The sequence below is a fragment of the Tahibacter sp. genome (assembly GCF_032229445.1).
Taxonomy (GTDB): domain Bacteria; phylum Pseudomonadota; class Gammaproteobacteria; order Xanthomonadales; family Rhodanobacteraceae; genus Tahibacter.
In genome coordinates, this window is record NZ_JAVTWC010000021.1 from 54706 (window position 1) to 74853 (window position 20148).

At 67.1% G+C, this 20148-nt stretch carries 16 protein-coding genes; 5 read left to right on the plus strand and 11 right to left on the minus strand.

Annotated elements, in window-relative coordinates; genetic code table 11:
* Positions 1-144 precede the first annotated feature (144 nt).
* From RUU78_RS05080 to RUU78_RS05110, 7 genes are all read right to left on the minus strand, one after another.
* Positions 145-2586 carry a TonB-dependent receptor gene (locus RUU78_RS05080; protein ID WP_313914318.1) on the minus strand — a complete coding sequence of 814 codons (2442 nt, stop codon included), beginning with the start codon at positions 2584-2586 and terminating at the stop codon, positions 145-147.
* Positions 2587-2706: 120 nt separating this feature from the next.
* Entirely contained in the window at positions 2707-3588 is an 882-nt protein-coding gene (locus tag RUU78_RS05085; protein ID WP_313914320.1) for a hypothetical protein, read from the minus strand.
* 25 nt (positions 3589-3613) lie between these two features.
* Positions 3614-4936 (minus strand): MFS transporter, encoded by a 1323-nt coding sequence (locus RUU78_RS05090; RefSeq protein WP_343232312.1) that lies wholly within the window; start codon positions 4934-4936, stop codon positions 3614-3616.
* A 238-nt stretch (positions 4937-5174) separates the two neighbouring features.
* A complete protein-coding gene (locus tag RUU78_RS05095) occupies positions 5175-6230 on the minus strand; it encodes a 2-oxoacid:ferredoxin oxidoreductase subunit beta (RefSeq protein ID WP_313914322.1) in 1056 nt (351 codons plus the stop codon).
* Entirely contained in the window at positions 6227-6520 is a 294-nt protein-coding gene (locus tag RUU78_RS05100) for a hypothetical protein (protein ID WP_313914324.1), read from the minus strand. The genes RUU78_RS05095 and RUU78_RS05100 overlap by 4 nt, the downstream gene beginning before the upstream one ends.
* Positions 6520-8397, minus strand: coding sequence for a 2-oxoacid:acceptor oxidoreductase subunit alpha (locus tag RUU78_RS05105; protein WP_313914325.1), 1878 nt, complete (start codon positions 8395-8397; stop codon positions 6520-6522). Before RUU78_RS05105 ends, RUU78_RS05100 begins: the two co-directional genes overlap by 1 nt.
* Positions 8397-10223, minus strand: a complete 1827-nt coding sequence (locus tag RUU78_RS05110; RefSeq protein ID WP_313914327.1) for an FAD-dependent oxidoreductase — start codon at positions 10221-10223, stop codon at positions 8397-8399. Before RUU78_RS05110 ends, RUU78_RS05105 begins: the two co-directional genes overlap by 1 nt.
* 311 nt (positions 10224-10534) lie before the next feature.
* Between RUU78_RS05110 and RUU78_RS05115 the strand changes: the two genes are divergently transcribed.
* Positions 10535-11608, plus strand: a complete 1074-nt coding sequence (locus RUU78_RS05115; protein ID WP_313914329.1) for an aromatic ring-hydroxylating dioxygenase subunit alpha — start codon at positions 10535-10537, stop codon at positions 11606-11608.
* On the plus strand, positions 11598-12929 hold the full coding sequence (locus tag RUU78_RS05120) for an amino acid permease (RefSeq protein WP_313914331.1): 1332 nt from the start codon (positions 11598-11600) through the stop codon (positions 12927-12929). Before RUU78_RS05115 ends, RUU78_RS05120 begins: the two co-directional genes overlap by 11 nt.
* A 125-nt stretch (positions 12930-13054) precedes the next feature.
* Here RUU78_RS05120 and RUU78_RS05125 read toward each other — a convergent pair whose 3' ends face one another.
* Positions 13055-13624: a CAP domain-containing protein gene (locus RUU78_RS05125; RefSeq protein WP_313914333.1), complete on the minus strand. Its 570-nt coding sequence runs from the start codon at positions 13622-13624 to the stop codon at positions 13055-13057.
* Between the two features lie 204 nt (positions 13625-13828).
* Between RUU78_RS05125 and RUU78_RS05130 the strand changes: the two genes are divergently transcribed.
* Both RUU78_RS05130 and RUU78_RS05135 read left to right on the plus strand, forming a co-directional pair.
* Positions 13829-14560, plus strand: a complete 732-nt coding sequence (locus tag RUU78_RS05130; RefSeq protein WP_313914336.1) for a copper homeostasis protein CutC — start codon at positions 13829-13831, stop codon at positions 14558-14560.
* 107 nt (positions 14561-14667) lie between these two features.
* Entirely contained in the window at positions 14668-15345 is a 678-nt protein-coding gene (locus tag RUU78_RS05135; protein ID WP_313914337.1) for a YceH family protein, read from the plus strand.
* 173 nt (positions 15346-15518) lie between these two features.
* Here the strand turns inward: RUU78_RS05135 and RUU78_RS05140 are convergent, their stop codons facing one another.
* From RUU78_RS05140 to RUU78_RS05150, 3 genes are all read right to left on the minus strand, one after another.
* A complete protein-coding gene (locus RUU78_RS05140) occupies positions 15519-16859 on the minus strand; it encodes an N-acetylmuramoyl-L-alanine amidase (protein WP_313914339.1) in 1341 nt (446 codons plus the stop codon).
* 100 nt (positions 16860-16959) lie between these two features.
* Entirely contained in the window at positions 16960-17436 is a 477-nt protein-coding gene (gene tsaE / locus RUU78_RS05145) for a tRNA (adenosine(37)-N6)-threonylcarbamoyltransferase complex ATPase subunit type 1 TsaE (protein WP_313914341.1), read from the minus strand.
* Positions 17429-18922, minus strand: a complete 1494-nt coding sequence (locus RUU78_RS05150; RefSeq protein WP_313914343.1) for an NAD(P)H-hydrate dehydratase — start codon at positions 18920-18922, stop codon at positions 17429-17431. The genes tsaE and RUU78_RS05150 overlap by 8 nt, the downstream gene beginning before the upstream one ends.
* Positions 18923-19077: 155 nt before the next feature.
* On the opposite strand from RUU78_RS05150, the gene queG reads away from it, so the two are divergent.
* Entirely contained in the window at positions 19078-20121 is a 1044-nt protein-coding gene (queG, locus tag RUU78_RS05155) for a tRNA epoxyqueuosine(34) reductase QueG (RefSeq protein WP_313914345.1), read from the plus strand.
* The last annotated feature ends 27 nt before the right edge of the window (positions 20122-20148 follow it).

Consider the following 20148-nt stretch of genomic DNA (forward strand, 5'->3'; position numbering starts at 1 on the left):
GTATCGCGCGCCTGCGGCAACCGCGGCAGCGCGTTACTACCCTCGCCATCCGTGACTGGTCCTTGCGGCAATTGGGACGCCCAATCGAAAAGGCCCGCACCTTGCGGCGCGGGCCTTTCGTTTCACGCCGTCATGGAACTCAGATCAGAACTTCACCGCAAGCCGCGTGAAGTACGACGTGCCGTTGAGGCCGAACTGCACGCTGTCGTAGACGTGGCCGTTGTCGGTCTCGTCCGGATTCTGCCGGTCCGGGAACTGGTCGAATATATTCGCCGCACCGACCGTCAGCTTGACCTTGTCGTTGAACGCATAGGTCACGCTCGCGTCGGCCGAGGTCTTTGCGCCGTATTCCAGGAACACCGGCGGGCCGGAGAACGAACCCAGCGTCTGCGAGCCGAAGTGGATGATCTTGAACATCGCGTCCCACTGGCCGATCGAGTAGTCGAAGGTCAGCGTTGCCTTGGTGCTCGGCGCACCGTCCTCGATGAAGCGGCGTTCGCGGTCGGAGAGGAAGGTTTCCGCACCTTCCGGTGCGGTCAGCAACGGCGCCGGCACATTGACCTTCGTGATCTCGGTCTTGCCGTGATTCAGGCCGAAGTAGGTGGTCAGCTCGCCGTCACCGACCTGCGTGCTGTGCGCGATGGTCAGGTCGATGCCGGTCGTGCGCGTGTCCGCCGCATTGACGAAGAACGCCGCGGCGCCGACGCCTTCGTCGATCAGCATCTGACGCAGCGCGTCGCTGATGGCCGGACTGTCGACGCCGAACTGGCCCGACAGCACGACGCGATCGTCGATGTCGATGCGATAGCCGTCGACGGTCACGGTGAGGTTGTCGAGCGGACTCCAGGCGAAGCCCAGCGTATAGCTCGTGGCTTTTTCCTCGCGCAACAGATCGACCCCGGCCGCATTCGCGATGGCGCTGCCATTGCGGGCAAGCAGGATGTCGAGCGGATCACCGCCGACGAACTCCGTGTACGTCGACTGGAAATCGCGCTGCTGCAGCGATGGTGCGCGGAAGCCGGTGCTGGCTGAACCGCGCAACAGGAGAGTGTCTGTCGCCTTGAACGACGAGGTCAGCTTGCCCGTAGTGGTCTTGCCGAAGTCGTCATAGTCCTCGAAGCGGCCTGCCACACCGGTCATGAAGCGGTCGGTCCAGTTGAACTCGACGTCGCCATAGGCCGCCCAGCTCGTGCGGCTGGAATCGGTCTCGTCGCCAGGCTGGAAACCGGGATAACCCTGGCTGCCGGCATTACCGCCGCCGGGACCGTCGAAATCATCCCAGGAGCCGCGTTCGCCGGCGACGATCTCGTAGTTCTCGCGGCGGCGTTCCAGGCCGAACGCGACGTTGGTGCCGGCGAGCACGCTGTCGAGATAGCGCGAGAAGTCCACGTTGGTCGTGTATTGCGTGAACGCGTAGCCGCCGGCGTCGAACTTGTTCGGGCTCAGGCCCTGACCGCCGTTGAGCAGGTCCTCGTTGGCGATCGATGCGTTCAAGGTATTGCTGATGTTGTTCAGCAGTTCGTTGTAGCCGTAGGTCTGCGAGAAGTCCGCGCGCCATTCGCCGATGTTGGCCCAGACGCCGGCGATCAGGGTGCGATCCTCGATGTCGGCATTGATGAAGGGCACGAAGCCGTCGGGATACATCGCTGCCGAGTTGCGCGACGGAATGTCGTCGCTGCCGATGCCGCCGCGGCCGAAGGCACCGGACGAGGCATAGCGGTCCTGGTAGCCGCCGCTGAAGTAGAAATTCGCCACGTCACCGAGCGGAATTTCGCCATTGAGGAACAAGGTGCGATTGTCCATCTTGGTGTCGCCGATCGTGCGCGGGCTGCCGCGCGGTTCGGACCGGTCGGAACGGCCGCGCTTGAGCCATTCGCCGGTCAGCGCGATCGTACCGCCGTTGGCGAGTTCGAAGCCGCAGTACGCCGACGCCTGCGTATTCTCGCCGTCGCCGCGCGAATACTGGCCGAAGCCGAGCACGCTCTCGCAGCCGGGGGTCTTCTTCATGACGACGTTTACGACGCCGGCAATCGCGTCGGAACCGTATTGCGCCGCGGCGCCGTCACGCAGCACTTCGATGCGCTCGATCGCGAGCGGCGGCAGGGTGTTGAAATCGGTGCCGGTGTTGCCGCGGTTGCGCGCACCGAAGATGTTGACGACGGCTGCCTGATGCTGGCGCTTGCCGTTGACCAGCACCAGCGTCTGGTCGGAGCCCAGCCCGCGCAGCATGGCCGAGTCGACCAGGTCGGCGTTGTCGGCGCCGGTCTGGCGGGTGGAGTTGAACGACGGCGCGATGAACTGCAGTGCCTGCGCCACATCGAACTGCGCACCTTTCTCGGCGAAGTCCGTCATCGGAATGACGTCGACCGGCACCGGCGTCAGCGTTTCGGAGGATCGGCCGTAGCGGCGCGAGCCGACGACCGAGATCGCTTCCAGTTCCTGCGCCTCACCGCTGCCGGTACCGTCCTGCGCGGATTCCGTTTCCGCATTCTCCGCGGCCGATGCGCTACCCGCCGGCGCCAGTGCCGCGATGCAACCGAACGCGCCCGCTGCCCAAAGCGCTTTCCACAAACGTGACTTCCCCATGACCCCGACTCCTCGCGATTGTTAAAACTTCCTTAGCTTACCGTGAAGGCCTCTGAGCGTGTAAAGCGGGGCCGTGAACGCGGGCGTCCATCACGATTACGGGGGTGCTCGTGGCGGAATTCACGAATTGCGCGCGATGGCCCACGCGGCAGCCAGTACCACGCCGATCAGCACGAATCCCCAGAGCAGCCGGCTGCGCGCGGTCGCGGCGATCGCAAGTGCGACCGCATCGGGACGACCGCCGAGGATCCGCGTCGCGGCCGCCCAGGCCGGCGGCACCACGAAGGCACGCTGCGCGGCGGAAAAATAGCCGATCACGCAAACCGGACTGTCGGGCCTTACTACCTGCTGCGAGAACGTGCAGCGCGCCCAGTCGACCCGCTCGGGCGATACCGCGGCGATATCGCTGCGGTAGTTGCCGTCCGCATCGTCCCAGCGCCGCAGCAGTTCACTGGCCGACTGCGTCCTGGGCTGAAACGTCGTGACGCGCACGTAGCGTTCGACTTGCGCGCGTTGCAGGTTGGTGCTCGAGGTCGTGCCCGGATCGAGTTCCGCCACGGTGAGGAGACGGAAGTAACCGACTGCCGTGGCGATCGTGCACGGCGCCAGGCCCACGCCTTCGAAACACGTCGTGATGGTTCGCTGCCGTCCGCTCCCGCTGTCGAGCTGGACCTTGTAGGCATACGCGACGCATTCCTCGCCGTCGAACGGCGCCTGCAGGCAGGTGGCACGCGGTTGCAGCGTGCCGACCAGCACAGCACCAGCGCCATCGACGGGTTCGCCGCCGACCAGCGCGGCGCGCAGCGCCCACCACTCGCGCAGGCCGCGCAGCGCCGAATACAGCAGGCCGACTCCGGCCCAGAAGATAAGTCCAAGGAATACGGCCGCGCCGAACGAGGCGTCCGGCGCGGCGCCCATGCGCCGCAGATAGAACGCGATCGCCACCCCAGCGATCAGCCAGCCGCCCAGGCCCAGCAGGCAGCCGTAGGCGATGCGGTTCATGCCCCTTGCCCTGCGCGTGCACGGATCATGGCGGAGCACCGGCGGAATCGCGGTCGATCCGCGACGTGCGCCGCGTATCGGCGGTGAACAGATACACCAGCAGCGAGACGGCGATGCAGGCCGTTATGTACCAGTAGAAGCCCGACTCGCTGCCGCGCTGCTTGAACCACAGCGCCAGGAATTCGGCCGTGCCGCCAAACACGGACACGGCCAGCGCATACGGCAGGCCGACGCCGAGCGCGCGTACCTGCACCGGGAACAGCTCGGCCTTCACCACCGCGTTGATCGCGGTATAGCCGCTGACCGCGGTGAGCGCGAGCAGGATCAGGGCAAACGCGTGCAGCGGACTCACGCCCGGCCCCAATGCGCTGAACAGCGGCACCGTGCCCAGCGTACCGAGCACACCGAAGCCGATCAGCAGCGGGCGCCGGCCGATGCGGTCCGACAGCGCGCCGACCACCGGCTGCAGCAGCATGAACACGAACAGCGCGGCCGCCGACACCGCGGTCGCGTCGTCCTTGCTCATGCCGGCGCTGAGGACGAGGTATTTCTGCATGTAGACGGTAAAGGTATAAAAAGCGAGCGTGCCGCCCAGGGTCAGCCCGACCACGGTCGCAACTTCGCGCGGATGTCGCAGCAGCTCGCGCAGACCATGCCGCGAGGGGCCGGCAGCGGACTGGCCAACGAACGATTCGGTCTCGACCATGGTGCGGCGCAGGTACAGCGACACCAGCGCGGCCAGCGCGCCGATCACGAACGGAATGCGCCAGCCCCAGTCGTGCAATTGTTCGGAGGTCAGCAGGAAGCGCTGCAGCAGGATCAGCACGGCCAGCGCAAGTAGCTGGCCCATGATCAGGGTCACGTACTGGAAGCTCGACCAGAAGCCGCGGTGCTCGCGGCTGGCCATTTCGCTGAGGTAGGTCGCCGACGCGCCGTATTCACCACCGACGCTCAAGCCCTGCAGCAGGCGCGCGACGAGCAGCAGCACCGGCGCGGCCACGCCGATCTGCGCGTAGCCCGGCGTCAGCGCGATCATCAGCGAGCCGGCACACATCATCAGCACCGACAGCACCAGCGCCGCCTTGCGACCGCGCCGGTCAGCGTACTCGCCGAGCAGCCAGGCGCCCAGCGGCCGCATCAGGAAGCCGACGGCAAAGATCGCGGCCGTGTTCAGCAGCTGCGCGGTCTGGTCGCCGTCCGGAAAGAACACCGGCGCGAAATACAGCGCGAACGCGGTATACGCGTACCAGTCGTACCACTCGACGAGATTGCCGACCGAGCCGCTGAAGATCGAGCGCAGGCGCTGCGCCGTGGTCATTGCGGACGACGATGGCTGGACCTCGGACACGAGCACGACTCCTCAGGATTCGCGCAAGCGTGCCGGGGCGCGCCGCCGCAGGCAAGGTCGGGCGCACTACCGTATGCGCGTGGACGCGGCGTCCCACGTTCGCGTGCACGCGTACAGCGACCCAGCAACCTGCCTCGCGGCAGTCAGACCCAGTCGGCGCGGGTTCTTGCGTAGGGCGACTCGCTTCAGGCAGCAGTTCGGCGCTACGCCTCGCCCAATCGGCAGGCCGGCTACTGCCTCAGCGGAAGCCCGCGTTGATCTTTGCCAATGCGGCCGCGCCCGGCGACAACTGCGCCACATCGAGCTGGTTGAACGGCGTCGCGACGGTCTTCAGGTGGGTGTGAAGGTCCTGCGCCTCGGCCTCGACGTAGAGCAGGCCGGTGACGACTTCACCCTTGGCCTGATGCTGCTGGATGTAGTTCATCGCGGCGATGCGATCGCGCGGGTCGTAGTCGGCGTCTAGCTTGTGCAGGCGCAGCAGCGAACCGTTGTGCTGCTCGACTTCGATGGTCTGTCCAGCCGCATAGTCGACGCTGATTTCCTTACGTTGTGGGATCACGTCGAGGCGATTGACCGCATCGTTGTGCGCGCGCACGTATTCGTAGCTCTTGGTGCTGCCGGCGTGGTTGTTGAACGCGACGCACGGACTGATGACGTCGATGAATGCGGCGCCGCGATGGGCCAGCGCTCCCTTTATCAGCGGCACGAGCTGGGCCTTGTCGCCGCTGAAGCTGCGGCCGACATAGCTCGCGCCGAGCTGCAGCGCAAGGCCGACCAGATCGATCGGACTGTCGGCGTTGACGACGCCGCGCTTGGAGGTGCTGCCCTGATCGGCGGTGGCGGAGAACTGGCCCTTGGTCAGTCCATAGACGCCGTTGTTCTCGACGATGTAGGCCATGTTCACGCCGCGCCGTGTCGCGTGCACGAACTGGCCGATGCCGATGGAGGCGGAATCGCCGTCGCCGGAAACGCCGAGATAGATCAGGTCGCGATTGGCGAGATTCGCGCCGGTCAGCACCGACGGCATGCGCCCGTGCACGGTATTGAAGCCGTGCGACTGGCCGAGAAAATAATCGGGTGTCTTGGAGCTGCAGCCGATGCCGGAGAGCTTGGCCAGACGGTGCGGTTCGACTTCGAGTTCCCAGCACGCCTGGATGATCGCGGCAGAAATCGAATCGTGGCCGCAGCCGGCGCAGAGCGTGCTGATCTTGCCTTCGTAGTCGCGCCGCGTGTAGCACAGCCCGTTCTGCGGCAAGGTCGGGTGATGCAGCTTGGGCTTGGCGATGAAAGTCATGGCGTTCCCCGGCGCGTGGACGTTTGCGGCTGCCAGGTCACGGCGAAGCCGAGCAGGCAGACGCCGAACAGCAGTCCGCACAATTGCCAGGCGCTCATGAACAGTTGCGACTCGACCAGGCGATGCGCACCGAACTCCATCGCAATGCGGAACAGCAGCGATACTACTTCGGCCACGAGTGCCGCGATCAGCCAGGGCGAACCGGTCTTGCTCAGCAGCACGGCCAGCGCCACGAGCACGATCAGCGGCATGACATAGGACAGGATCTGCGTGACGATGACCTGCTCCATCAGGACAGTCCTCCGGGTCTGGTGCCAGGTGCGTTGCCTGACGGACGCATGCGCGCGGCGATCGCGCCGGCGATGAAGCGCGCCGTGATCGGCGTGCCGTCGTAGTGCAGCACGGCCGGCACGCGCGCGGGGTCGATGTCGAACTCGTTGACGATGAGGCTGCGCAGCTGCGCGTCGCGATTCTGCTCCACGACGTAGACCGCGTCGTGCGCTTCGATGAAATCGCGCACCGCGTCGGGAAACGGGAACGCGCGCACGCGCAGGGTGTCGACGAACAGGCCGTCGTGTTCGAGCAGCGCGATCGCTTCGTCCATGGCCGGGCTGGTCGAACCGTAGTAGATCGCGCCGAACCGCGTGTTACGCGCGGCGGCACGCGCGAGCGGCGGCGGCACCAGTCCTCGCGCGCTGTCGAACTTACGCAGCAGGCGCTGCATGTTGTAGACGTAGTCTGCGCCGCGCTCGGAATAGCGCGCGTAAGGGTCGCGCGACGTGCCGCGCGTGAAATACGCGCCCTTGGTCGGATGCGTGCCCGGATAGGTGCGGTAGGGAATGCCGTCGCCGTCGACGTCGTTGTAGCGGCCGAAGTCCCTGCCCGCTTCCAGTTCTTCCGCCGTCATGACCTTGCCGCGGTCGTAGGCGCGCGCATCGTCCCAGGCCAGTGGCGCGCAAAGGCGCTGGTTCATGCCGATGTCCAGATCGGTCAGCACGAAGATCGGCGTCTGCAGCCGATCGGCCAGATCCAGCGCCGCGGCGCAGAACTCGAAGCACTCGGTCGGGTCTTCCGGCAGCAGCAGTACGTGCTTGGTGTCGCCGTGCGAGGCGTAGGCACAGGCGAGCACATCGGACTGCTGCGTGCGCGTCGGCATACCGGTCGACGGGCCGCCGCGCTGCACGTCGATGACGGTGACGGGAATCTCGGCGAAATAGGCCAGGCCGATGAACTCGTTCATCAGTGAGATGCCCGGTCCCGACGTCGCCGTGAACGCACGCGCGCCGTTCCAGCCGGCGCCGACGACCATGCCGATCGACGCAATCTCGTCCTCGGCCTGCACGATTGCGAACTTGTTGGTGCCCGTGGCGGCGTCGACGCGGTACTTCGCGCAATATTTCTCGAAAGCCTCAGCCACCGACGAGGATGGCGTGATCGGATACCACGCGCAGACCGTCGCGCCGCCGTAGACGCAGCCCAGCGCGGCGGCCGTGTTGCCGTCGACGAAGATGCGTTCGCCGACGCGGTCGGCGTGGCGCACGCGCAGGCCCAGCGGATACGTCAGGTGATCGAGGACGTACTGGCGGCCCAGGTGGAACGCCTGCCGGTTCGCGTCGAGCAGTTTTTCCTTGCTCCGGTACTGTTCTGCGAGCAGGGTCTCGATGACCTCGGGCGCGATGTCCAGCAGCGCCGACAGCGCACCGATGTACATGATGTTCTTGAACAGCTGGCGCTCGCGCGCGATCGAGTAGTGCCGGCTGCAGATGTCGGTCAGCGGCACGCCGATGACGTGGACGTCGTCGCGGAACTTCGCTCGCGGCAGCGGCTTGGTCGAGTCGTAGAACAGATAGCCGCCGGGCGTGATTTCCTTCAGGTCCGCGTCCCAGGTCTGCGGGTTCATCGCGACCATGAGATCCACGCCGCCGCGGCGACCGAGCCAGCCGTGTTCGTTGACACGCACCTCGTACCAGGTCGGCAGGCCCTGGATGTTGGACGGGAAAATGTTGCGCGGGCTGACCGGCACGCCCATGCGCAGAATGGACTTGGCGAACAGTTCATTCGCCGACGCGGAACCCGATCCGTTGACATTGGCGAACTTGATGACGAAATCGTTGATGGCGGCAAGCGGCGTCGGATCGACCGCGGTTTCGACGGGAACGGACGCCATCACGCCGCCTCCCGGCATGCGCCCTTGCTGCGACAGCCCGGTCCCGCGTGGGTCATCTCGATCAGGTATTTGTGCATGTCCCAGGCACCGGTCGGGCAGCGTTCGGCGCAAAGGCTGCAGTGCAGGCAGACGTCTTCGTCCTTGACCATGACGCGGCCGGTCTTGAGCGCGCCAGAGACATACAGGTCCTGCGCCAGGTTCAGCGCCGGCGCGGTCAGGCGCGCGCGCAGCGCGGGCTCCTCGTCGTTGGGCGTGAAGCTGATGCAGTCCATCGGGCAGATGTCGACACAGGCATCGCATTCGATGCAGGTCTTTTCGGTGAACACGGTCTGCACGTCGCAGTTGAGGCAGCGCTGGGTTTCCTTGAGCGCAGTCGCCGCATCGAAGCCGAGCTCGACCTCGACCTTGATGTTGGCGAGCGTCGTTTCGCTCGGTGCCCAGGGCACCTTGTAGCGGTCGTCGGGCGAGACCTCGTTGTCGTAGCTCCACTCGTGGATGCCCATCTTCTGCGACAGCAGGGTGACCATCGGCGGCGGCCGCTCGTGCACGTCCTCGCCGTTGAGCAGCTTGTCGATCGACACGGCCGCGTCGTGGCCGTGGGCGACAGCCCAGATGATGTTCTTCGGCCCGAATGCCGCGTCGCCGCCGAAGAAAACCTGCGGCAGGCTGGACTGGAAGGTGACCTTGTCGACCACCGGCATGCCCCATTCGTCGAAGGCGATGCCGCTGTCGCGCTCGATCCACGGGAAGGCGTTTTCCTGGCCGACCGCGACGAGCACGTCGTCGCAGGGCACGATCACATCCGGCTCGCCGCTCGGTACGAGCTGGCGTCGGCCTTTGGCATCGCGCTCGGCGCGCACACGCTCGAACTGCATCGCGGTGAGGCGGCCGTTCTCGTGCAGGTAGGCTTTGGGTACGTGGTAGTCGAGAATCGGAATGCCTTCGTGCTGCGCGTCTTCCTTTTCCCAGGGAGAGGCCTTCATCTCGTCGAAGCCCGAGCGCACCAGTACCTTCACCTCGGTGCCGCCGAGGCGGCGGGCGGAACGGCAGCAGTCCATCGCGGTGTTGCCGCCGCCGAGCACGATGACGCGGCGGCCGATGGCGTCGACATGGCCGAAGGACACCGAAGCCAGCCAGTCGATACCGATATGGATGTTCGCCGCGCAGTCCTGCCGTCCGGGTAGATTCAGATCGCGACCACGCGGTGCGCCGCAGCCGACGAAGATCGCGTCGTAGCCCTGCGTCAGCAGCTGCTTGAGCGAGTCGATGCGCTCGCCGCTGCGGAATTCGACGCCGAGACCGAGGATGTAGCCGGTCTCCTCGTCGATGACCGACTCGGGCAGGCGGAAGCGCGGGATCTGCGTGCGGATGAAGCCGCCCGCCTTGGCTTCGCCATCGAACACGGTGACCTGGTAGCCCAGCGGCGCGAGATCGCGCGCGACCGTCAGCGAGGCCGGTCCGGCGCCGACACAGGCGATACGCCGGCCATTGGGTTTGCCGGCACGCGGCAGGCGCGCGCTGATGTCGCCCTTGTTGTCGGCGGCGACGCGTTTGAGGCGGCAGATCGCGACGGGCTCGGGCGACTCGCCATTGTTTTCCTCGACGCGGCCGCGCCGGCAGGCGGGCTCGCAGGGCCGGTCGCAGGTGCGGCCGAGCACACCGGGAAACACGTTGGATTTCCAGTTGACCAGATAGGCATCGGCGTAGCGCCCTGCCGCGATCAGGCGGATGTATTCGGGGACCGGAGTGTGGGCCGGACAGGCCCACTGGCAATCGACGACTTTGTGGAAGTAATCGGGGACACGGATATCGGTGGGACGCACCATCACCTCCTCGCCGCACTAGCGTTGCGTCGAGAGGCTCCTGACGTGACGCAGCTGGGAGCCTCGCCTGTCGATCCGCCCGGAGTGTGCCGATTGTTGCGATGGAAGGAAAGGAACGCCGCCGCAAGCGCGCGCCGTCGTGCGGCGCTACAGTCGCGGCATCACGAAGGAAGTTCTGAACAAGCCTTGGCACTACCGCTGTTGTACTCAGCACCAGATCTCCACAACCCCGCCAAACGCCTGCTTCGCAGGCCTTTGGCCGCCCCCTTGACTCAAGGGGGCTCCAGAATCAAAGCAGATACCACCGCATGCCCATGCCCTTCCGACCTGATCCCGACTGGCTGCGGCCGCAGCCGCTGGAGCGCGCAAGCGCCCTGCCCGCACCGTTCTATACCGACGCCGACGCCGCGGCGCAGGAAACACGCCGCGTGTTCGCGGGCAGCTGGCAGCTTGTCGCGCACGCTGCGCAATTGCGCGAACCTGGCGATCACGTCGTCGACGAGATCGCCGGGGTGCCGGTCGTGCTGATGCGCGGCGACGACGGCGAGCTGCGCGGCTTCCACAACGTCTGCCGCCATCGCGCCGGACCGCTGGCCTGGTGCAACGGCCGCGGCGCGCGTGCGCTGCGCTGCCGCTACCACGGCTGGACCTATACCCTCGACGGACAACTGCGCAGCGCGCCGGAAATGGATTCCGCACAGGACTTCGACATAGGCACCGTGCAGTTGCCGCGCATAGCCGTGGACACCTGGCAGGGGCAGGTATTCGCCGCACTCGCGCCCGAGACCGGCCTGGCCGAACTGCTGGACGGCATCGCCGATCGACTGCGGGGTCACGACCTGGCGGCGCTCGTCTACAGCCATCGCGACAGCTACGAGATCGGCTGCAACTGGAAGGTCTACGTCGACAACTATCTCGAGGGCTACCACGTTCCGCACATCCATCCGGAACTCAATCGCCTGCTCGACTACCGCAGCTACCGCACCGAGGTCGCACCCTGGCACTCGCTGCAGTGGAGCCCACTGGAAAACAGCGGCAACTTCTACGGCCAGGGCGACGCGCTGTACTACTACATCTGGCCGAATACGATGTTGAACATCCTGCCGGGCCGCCTGCAGACGAATCGGGTCGTGGCGCTCGCGCCCGACCGCTGCCGCGTGGATTTCGACTACTACTATCCCGCGCAGCCCGACGAGACGGAGCAGCAGCGGCGGCGCCAGGACCAGCAGTTCAGCGACGCCGTGCAGCAGGAGGACGTGGACATATGCCTCGCGGTGCAGAAGCGCCTGGCCTGCGGCTCCTACCTCGCCGGCCGGCTCTGCCCGCGGCGCGAGAGCGGCGTGCATCATTTCCACGAGCTGCTGCGGCGTGCCTGGCGTGAACCCTGAACATCGGGCGCGCGCCGCCGCGCCTGCAACGGCGCAGCCGGCCATGGCGCAGCCCATCGGCCTGTGGACCGCCACCGCGCTCGTCGTCGGCAACATGATCGGCTCGGGCCTGTTCCTGCTGCCCAGTTCGCTCGCGGCGTACGGTATGGCGAGCACGCTGGGCTGGGCGATCAGCACCGTCGGCGCGCTGCTGCTCGCTGCGACGTTCGCGCGCCTGGGACAGTTGCTGCCGGCCGTGTCCGGCGGCCCGTACGCGTTCGCGCGCTTTGCTTTCGGCGATGCGATCGGCTTCATCGTGGCCTGGTGCTACTGGATCTCGATCTGGAGCGCGGTGCCGGCGATCGCGATCGCCCTGACCGGCTACGCTGGCGCCTGCGTGCCGGCGCTGACGGCGACGCCGGCGCGCGCGGCAGCCTGCTCGATTGTTTCTTTATGGATTTGTACTCTTCTGAATATCAGCGGCCTGCGTACCGCTGGGAGCGTGCAGCTCGTGACCACGCTGCTGAAGGTCGCCGCGCTGGTCGTGTTCGCGGCCGTCGGACTGCTCGTGTTCGACCCCGCCCGGGCCGTCGCCGCCGCGCCATTCAATCCCAGCGGGCAAAGCCTGCTGCAGGTCGCGGTCGCGACCTCGGCGCTGACCCTGTGGGCGTTCCTCGGCCTCGAAAGCGCGACCGTGCCGGCGGCGGCCGTGGCCGATCCGCAGCGCACGGTGCCGCGCGCGACGCTGCTCGGCACGGCGATCGCGATCGCCGTGACCATTGCCGCGTGCAGCGCCGTGCTGCGGCTCGTGCCACCCGCATCGCTCGCGACCTCCGGCGCGCCGTTCGTCGATGCGGTGCGTCTGCTGCTCGGCGACGCGGCGGGCTATGTGGTTGCGATCGTCGCGGCGATCACCTGCCTGGGTGCGCTCAACGGCTGGGTACTGATGCTCGGACAGTTGCCGCTGGCAACCGCACGTAACGGGCTGTTCCCGGCCGTGTTCGGTCGCGTCGACGCGAACGGCACGCCGCGCGCCGCGCTGCTGATCGGCGCGACCTTGTCGAGCCTGCTCGTCGTGGCGAACTACAACGCAAGCCTGGTCAGCCTGTTCACCTGGTCCATCCTGCTGTCCACAGCTGCATCACTGCTGCCGTTCCTGATTTGTTCGCTGGGGCTGCTGCGGCTGCAGCGGCGCTCACCCTACGCGATCGTCGCGCTGCTGGCGGCGATCTATTCGCTCTATGCCCTCGCCGGTACCGGCGCGCAGGCGCTGCGCTGGGGCGGCGCGCTGCTGCTCGCCGGGATTCCGATCTATGGGTGGATTCGCTATCGCCGCGCATAGCGATCAGGGCCAGGTGCAGGCGATTGCGCGTGCCGACAGCAGCCTCGGCATCGCTGCCACGCGACCGGCGCCGCGCGCACAAAGCCCCGTCTGACTTGAGGTCGGTGTCGATCAGTCGGTATCGATCAGTACGGTCGCTGCCCGCTTACATTCCCGCCCGGATTGTAGTTGCACACGACCAGCGTCCAGCTTGTGAATGGCGGCTGGAACGGCGAGTTGGCCGTGCACTGGCGGATGCCGCAGCCGATCTCCGTCGTCGAGCGCCAGACCATCTGGGTGTAGTGGCCGCAGACACCTGAACACGAGTTCGCCGCGTAGTTGTAGGCCGAGATCTCGGCGGCCCAGCCGTTCGCCGCGGCCGCCTCGACATTGGACGGGAAGCCCGACGACACCGCGCCGGCATAGAGATTCTCGCCATAGGGCGTACTGGCGTTGTGTGCGTACTGGCAGTTGTTCGCATAGGTCTGCGCCGACGCCGCGATGGTCGTGTTCCAGCGCAGCACGCCCAGCTTCGGCGTCGCCGCGGGAATGACCGTCTTGCGCGCGCAGTTGTGGATCGTCAGCAGCGGCTTCCAGTTGGCTGGAACCGTCGCCGCTTCGCCCTCCGCACCATCGTTGAAGATGCAGTCGAGGAATACGGCGCGCGCCGGCGCACTGAATCCGGTCAGCAGGAACAGGAGAAAAAACCGTTTCATGGCGTCACCTCCTTGTCCGATGATAGCGACTGGAAAATCCGGCGTGTGAAGCGTTCGTCAGCACGGGCTCGCGCAAGACCCGCCTCGTGCCGCGAATTTCCATCGGCGCCGCGGCGCCCGCGCACGAAACGTCGCGGTTCGCTGCGCAGCCCTGCAACAGCCTGTCTACGCACCGCCGTTCCCGTCAACCGGCCGCCGATCTCCATGCCTGCAATCGCTATCGAAATCTGCATTGGCTGCACTGGCCCGCACCTGCTCCAGGCCGACTGCGCCGCCGCTTTCGACGGCGGCGCAGCAAGCGTGGAACTGTGCCGCGATATGGCCCTGCAGGGCCTGACGCCGCAGATCGCCGACCTGCGCATCGCCCGGCGCCATTTCCCGCGCACCGGCCTGTTCCCGATGATCCGTCCGCGCGCCGGTGATTTCGACTACTCACCGGCCGAGATCGCCGTGATGGGCGAGCAGATCGCCATGGCCGCCGGCGAAGGTGCCGACGGCGTCGTGTTCGGTGTGGTGCGAGACGGCAAGCTGCCGCTGGCCGCGCTGGAAACCCTGTTCGCTGCAGCGCGCGGGCGCGGTCTTCGCACCACGTTCCATCGTGCGTTCGACGCGCTCGACGACCACGTCGCCGGGCTGGAGGGGCTGATTGCCCTCGGCGCCGATCGCATCATGACCAGCGGAAAGCCCTGGGGCAGCGGTGCGAGCGCCGCGGACGGAGCGGTCAGGCTAGCGCAACTGATCGATCAGGCCGGCCCGCGCGTCGAGATCGTCCTTGGCGGCGGAATCGGCGCCGCCATGATGCCGGGGCTCCTGCATCAGCTGCCGCTGTCGCGCGGTCGTGTCTCGGCGCATGCGTACGGCGCTGTGCTCAGCGGCACCGCCGTCGACGCGCGAAAGGTCGCCGCGCTGGTGCAGGCGGCGCAGATCCTCGCCTGACCAGAACGACACCGACGCGCGGCGAAACGAGGCCGCTGCGCGAGTCAACGCGTTTTCCGGCGCGCATTTGCGTCTACCATTCCGCCATTCCGACCCAGGAGCGAACCTTGAGCGAGTCCGAACAGAACGACGCAGGCAGCCCTGCCCTGCTGCTGCCGATCGAAGCCCGGGTTCTCGGCTGTCTCGTCGAGAAAGCCGCGACAACGCCGGAGACCTACCCGCTGACACTCAACGCCGTCGTCTCGGCGTGCAACCAGAAAACCAACCGCGACCCCATCCTGGAACTCGAGCCCGGCGCCGTCGGCCACGCGCTGCGCCAGCTCGAAGGCAAGCGTCTGGTGGCCGGCTCGATGTCGGCCCGCGCGTCGCGCTACGAACACCGTATGGACCAGGCGCTGAATATCACGCCGCGTCAGCGCGCGCTGCTCGCGCTGATGATGCTGCGCGGTCCGCAGACCGTGCCCGAACTGCTCGCCCGCAGCGACCGGCTGGCCGACTTTCCCAGCCTCGACGACGTACGTTCCACGCTCGAACGCCTGAGCCAGCGCGAGCCGGCCCTGGCCGTGCGCATTCCGCGCAGCGGCGGCCAGCGCGAGGATCGCTACATGCACCTGCTGTGCGGTCCGGTCACAGCGGAGCACTATGCCGCGGCGACGGCGGCCGACAGCGTCGGGGGTAGCACGCAGGCGCTGGAATCGCGTATCGAACAGCTCGAAAGCCTGGTCGATGCGTTGCAGCAGCGGCTGCAGCAGGTCGAAAGCCGCTTCGACACGGACGAGGCGTGAATCCATGAGGCGCCGGTTGCCGTTTGCGCTGGCGACGAGTCTGGCTGCGGCGCCGCCCCCAGCGCAGACGGCACACGCCTGATCTCGGTCGAAGGCTGCAGCAACTTCGACACCGCCGGCGTGATCGCGATCGTCGCCGGCAGCATCGACCTCGATGCGGTCCTCACACTCGACTATCCCTGCGGTGGAATATCCAGCACGTCACCGACGCGCACGCCGCCATCGCTGGCGATGCGGTTGGCCTGACGCAGCGCGCCGAGGCTGACGCGGTGCCGCGCGGCGATGCCGGAGAGCGTTTCGCCGCTCGCGACCACATGTTCGGACGGTCCGCGCCGGCCTGTGCTGTTGGCGGCGAACCAGGTGCCGGGCGGCGGGGTCTGCGTGAAATAGGTCTTGATGCCCTCGACCACTGCCGCCGCGAGCTTGCCGCGATGCACCGGATCGGTCAGGCGCTTTTCCTCGGACGGATTCGTGATGAACGCGGTCTCGACCAGGATCGAGGGCACGTCGGGCGAACGCAGCACGACAAAATTCGCTTTTTCCACATGCCCGCGATGGGTCGGACCGATCTTGCCAAGCGCCTTGAGCACGATCTGCGCGATCGCCGCGCTGGCTTCCATGGTCGCGCCCTGGGACAGATCGAGCAGCACGGCGGCGAGGGTCTGGTCCTTGTCGTCGAGCGACACGCCGCCAACGAGATCGGCGCTATTTTCCTTCGCCGCCAGCCAGCGCGCCGCTTCGCTCGTCGCGCCGCGCGGCGACAGCACCCAGACCGACGCGCCGCGCGCGCCGCAGGCGCCGGGACAGGCGTCGGCGTGGATCGACACGAACAGATCGGCCTTGGCTTCGCGCGCCTTCTTGTAGCGATCGGTGAGCTGGATGAAGTAGTCGCCGTCGCGCACGAGGTAGGACTTCATGCCCGGCTGCGCGTCGACGAGCTTGGCGACTTCGCGCGCGACGTTCAGCGTGATCGATTTCTCGTGGGTGCCCGATGCACCGATCGCGCCGGGATCGTCGCCGCCGTGGCCCGCATCGATCGCGACCACGACCTTTCGCCCGTCGCCGGGCAGCACATCCTCGACGCTCTTGACGACTTCGCGCGTGGCCTTGGCGCGCGGAAACAGGTCGACCACGAGACGATGACCGAACTTGTCCGCCGGTGGCAGCAGGAAACTCTTGGGACGCACGCCCTGCGGCAGATCGAATACGACGCGCAGATCATTCTTGCCCTGCCTGCCCAGGCGCACCGTACCGAGCAAGCCCTTGGCGGTGGGCGCGGAAACGCCTTCGGCCAGCGTCGAATTCTTGATATCGAGGACGATGCGATCGGGATTGTGGAGTTCGAACAGCTTGTATTCGAGCGGGCCGGACACGTCGAACACGGCGCGCGTGGAATCGGGGCTGGCCCAGACGCGCAGCGCCTTGACCTGCGCAGCCTGGGTGCAGGTGGCCGTAAGCCCCGAGACGAACAGGACGGCGGCAGCACGCAGCAATATGTCGGCAGCTCCCCACATGACTGCGGATTCAAACCCAGACGGCCGCGCTTTTCAAGTTTTTTCGTTGAAAAACACAGGACTGTATGAGTTTCCTTGGGGTCCGGGTCAGCAAAGCGCTTCAAGCGCCGGAATGCAAGACGCTTGTGCCGGCGAGCCACGCGCCGCCGCGCGCGCTGGCCGCGCGCGCGAAAAGAGTCCGTCCGACGTCCGCGTGGGCGAGGTTCAGCGCCAGATCGGCCGCCGGCAGCGCGTCGCCGCCGCGCTCGGGCCACTCGATCAGGATCAGGCTGGCTTCGTCCTGCAATTCGTCCAGACCCAGCCACTCCAGTTCGCCAGGATCGGCGATGCGGTAGAGATCGAGGTGGTGAATCGCGAGGCCGCCGACACGATAGGACTCGATCAGGCTATAGGTCGGACTCTTGATGCGTCCCTGCACGCCGAGCGCAGCGATGAGCGCGCGCGCGAAGGTGGTCTTGCCGGCGCCGAGATCGCCCCGCAGGTAAATTACGCCGCCGCCGCGAACCTGCGGCGCCAGTTCTGCAGCCAGGAGCGCGACAGCGTCCTCGTCTGCCAGGTGCAAGCCCACTTCAGCCATGCGCGGCGCCTCCGAGCACGCGGCGTAGCGACACGAACAGATCAGAGGCGAGCAGGCCGCGCTCGCCGTCGAGCGCGGCGAGATCGCCGGCGCGCGCATGCGCCGCGGTCGCTAGGCAGGCCGCATCCCAGGCGCCCATTCCTTGCGCAAGCATGGCCGCGACCACACCGGTCAGCACGTCGCCCATGCCCCCGCTGGCCATGCCCGGATTGCCCCAGGGACAGACCGCGATCGCGCTGCCGGGCGCGGCAATCAGCGACCCCGCGCCCTTGAGCACGACGACGGCGTGGTAGCGCTCAGCGATCGCGAGCGCCGCGGCGTAGCGGTTAGCCTGCACGCTGGCCGTGTCGCTGGCCAGCAGGCGGGCGGCTTCGGCCGGGTGCGGCGTCAGCACCGTCGGCACGGTGAACCGGCGCGGATGGCGCGCGAGCAGGTTCAGCGCATCAGCGTCGAGCACCGCCGGCTTGCCACTGGCCAGCGCGCGATGCCACAGCGCATGACCCCAGGAGCGCTGGCCCAGCCCTGGGCCAAGTGCGATCGTGGTGATCCGCTCGAGCAAGGCATCCAGTTCCTGCGGCCCGGAAACGGAGCAGACCATGAGTTCGGGACGCGCCGCGAGCAGTGGCGCGAGGTGCTCCGGCTGCGTCGCCACGCTGACCAGGCCGGCACCGCAACGCAGTGCGGCTTCGCCGGCAAGGCGGATCGCGCCCCCCATGCCCTGGTCGCCGCCGATCGCCAGCACATGCCCGAAAAATCCTTTGTGCACATTGCGCGAACGCGGCTGCAGAAGGCCCAGCAGCGTGTCCCAGTTGAGCAGGCAGGCACCGGCACGCTCCTCCTCGAAAATGTGCGCGGGCAGCTCCAGTGGCGCCAACTCGCACTCGCCACAGGCGTCCAGCCCTGCGCCCGTATGCTGGCCACGTTTCCACGCGATGAAGCTGACTGTCGCGGCCGCCCGCACGCAGGTCCCCAGCACCGCGCCGGTATCCGCCGAGAGTCCCGACGGAATGTCCAGCGCGAGCACCGGCACGCCGCTCGCATTGAGCGCATCGACCAGCTTGGCGGCGGCACCCTGCAACGGCCGGTTCAAGCCAATACCGTAAAGCGCGTCGACATACAGGTCGGCGACCGGCAGCGAGTGTTCGCCAGCGAACGGGTGGATGAATCCGCCGCTCGCACGCCAGGCTTCGGCGGCGCGCTGTGAATCCGTGTCCTGCGGCGGGGCCAGCGCGATGACGCTGACGTCGCGTCCGGCCTGGCGCGCGAGGCGCGCAAGGAGATAGCCGTCACCGCCGTTCTTGCCGATGCCGCAGCAGACCGCGATGCGCAGCGCCTGTGGCCAGCGCCGGCACAGCGCCTCGAATGCGGCCTGCGCCGCGCGCTGCATCAGCGCCGGACTGTCCAGGCCGAGCGTCGCGCCGGCACCGGCATCGATGCGGCGCATCTGCGCGCTGGTATAGAGGTAACGCGTAAACGGCATGCTCATGAGGGCGATTATTGACCGGACTGTGCAGTGTTTGTATCCAAGCGCAATTCGGGCCGCGAACCTGCGCGCAGGCAAATCATGCGGGGCCAGCCTACAATCCCCCGCTGGCCGGTCAGCGGCGTGCCGCGCCACCTGCCCGACCGCACGAAGAATCCATGGACTACGCCGAACTCGCTACCACCATCCGCCGCTGGGGCGCCGAACTGGGCTTCCAGCAGGTCGGTATCGCCGGCACCGAACTCGGCGCCGACGAGACCCATCTGCTGAACTGGCTGGCGGCGGGACGCCATGGCGAGATGGAGTACATGCAGCGCCACGGAACGCGGCGCAGCCGGCCGCAGGAGTTGCAGCCCGGCACGATCCGCGTGATCTCGGTGCGCATGGACTACGCCCCGCCTGGCATAGCCAACGGCTGGGACGTCATCGGCGATGCGAGCCTGGGCTATGTGTCGCGCTATGCGTTGGGACGCGACTACCACAAGCTCATGCGCAACCGGCTGCAGCAGCTCGCCGACCGCATCGCTGGCGAAACCGGTCCGTTCGGCTATCGCGCGTTCGTCGACTCCGCACCGGTACTGGAACGCGCGCTGGCACGTGATGCGGGCCTGGGCTGGATCGGCAAGCACACCTGCCTGATCAACCGCCACGCGGGCTCGTGGTTCTTTCTCGGTGAGCTGTACACCGATCTGCCGCTGCCGCTGGACACGGCCGCAAGCGCACATTGCGGCACCTGCGCGCGCTGCATCGACATCTGCCCGACCCAGGCCATCGTCGCGCCGTACCAGGTCGATGCGCGCCGCTGCATTTCCTACCTCACAATCGAACTCCACGGCAGCATTCCGCTCGAATTCCGCCGCGCGATCGGCAACCGCATCTACGGCTGTGACGACTGTCAGCTGGTCTGTCCCTGGAACAAATTCGCTCAGGCCACCGAGGAAATCGACTTCACGCCGCGCCACCGGCTCGACGGTGCCACGTTGGTCGACCTGTTCGGCTGGACCGAAGAAGAATTTCTGCGCCGCACCGAAGGCTCGGCGATCCGCCGCATCGGCCACGAGCGCTGGCTGCGCAATATCGCGGTCGCGCTCGGCAATGCGCGCGGCCATGCGGCTGTGCTCGACGCCTTGCGCAGCCGCGCGCAGCATCCCTCGGAACTCGTGCGCGAGCATGTGCAGTGGGCTCTGCAACAGCACGCATAGCCGACGATCGCTCGTTGCCGCCGCGGA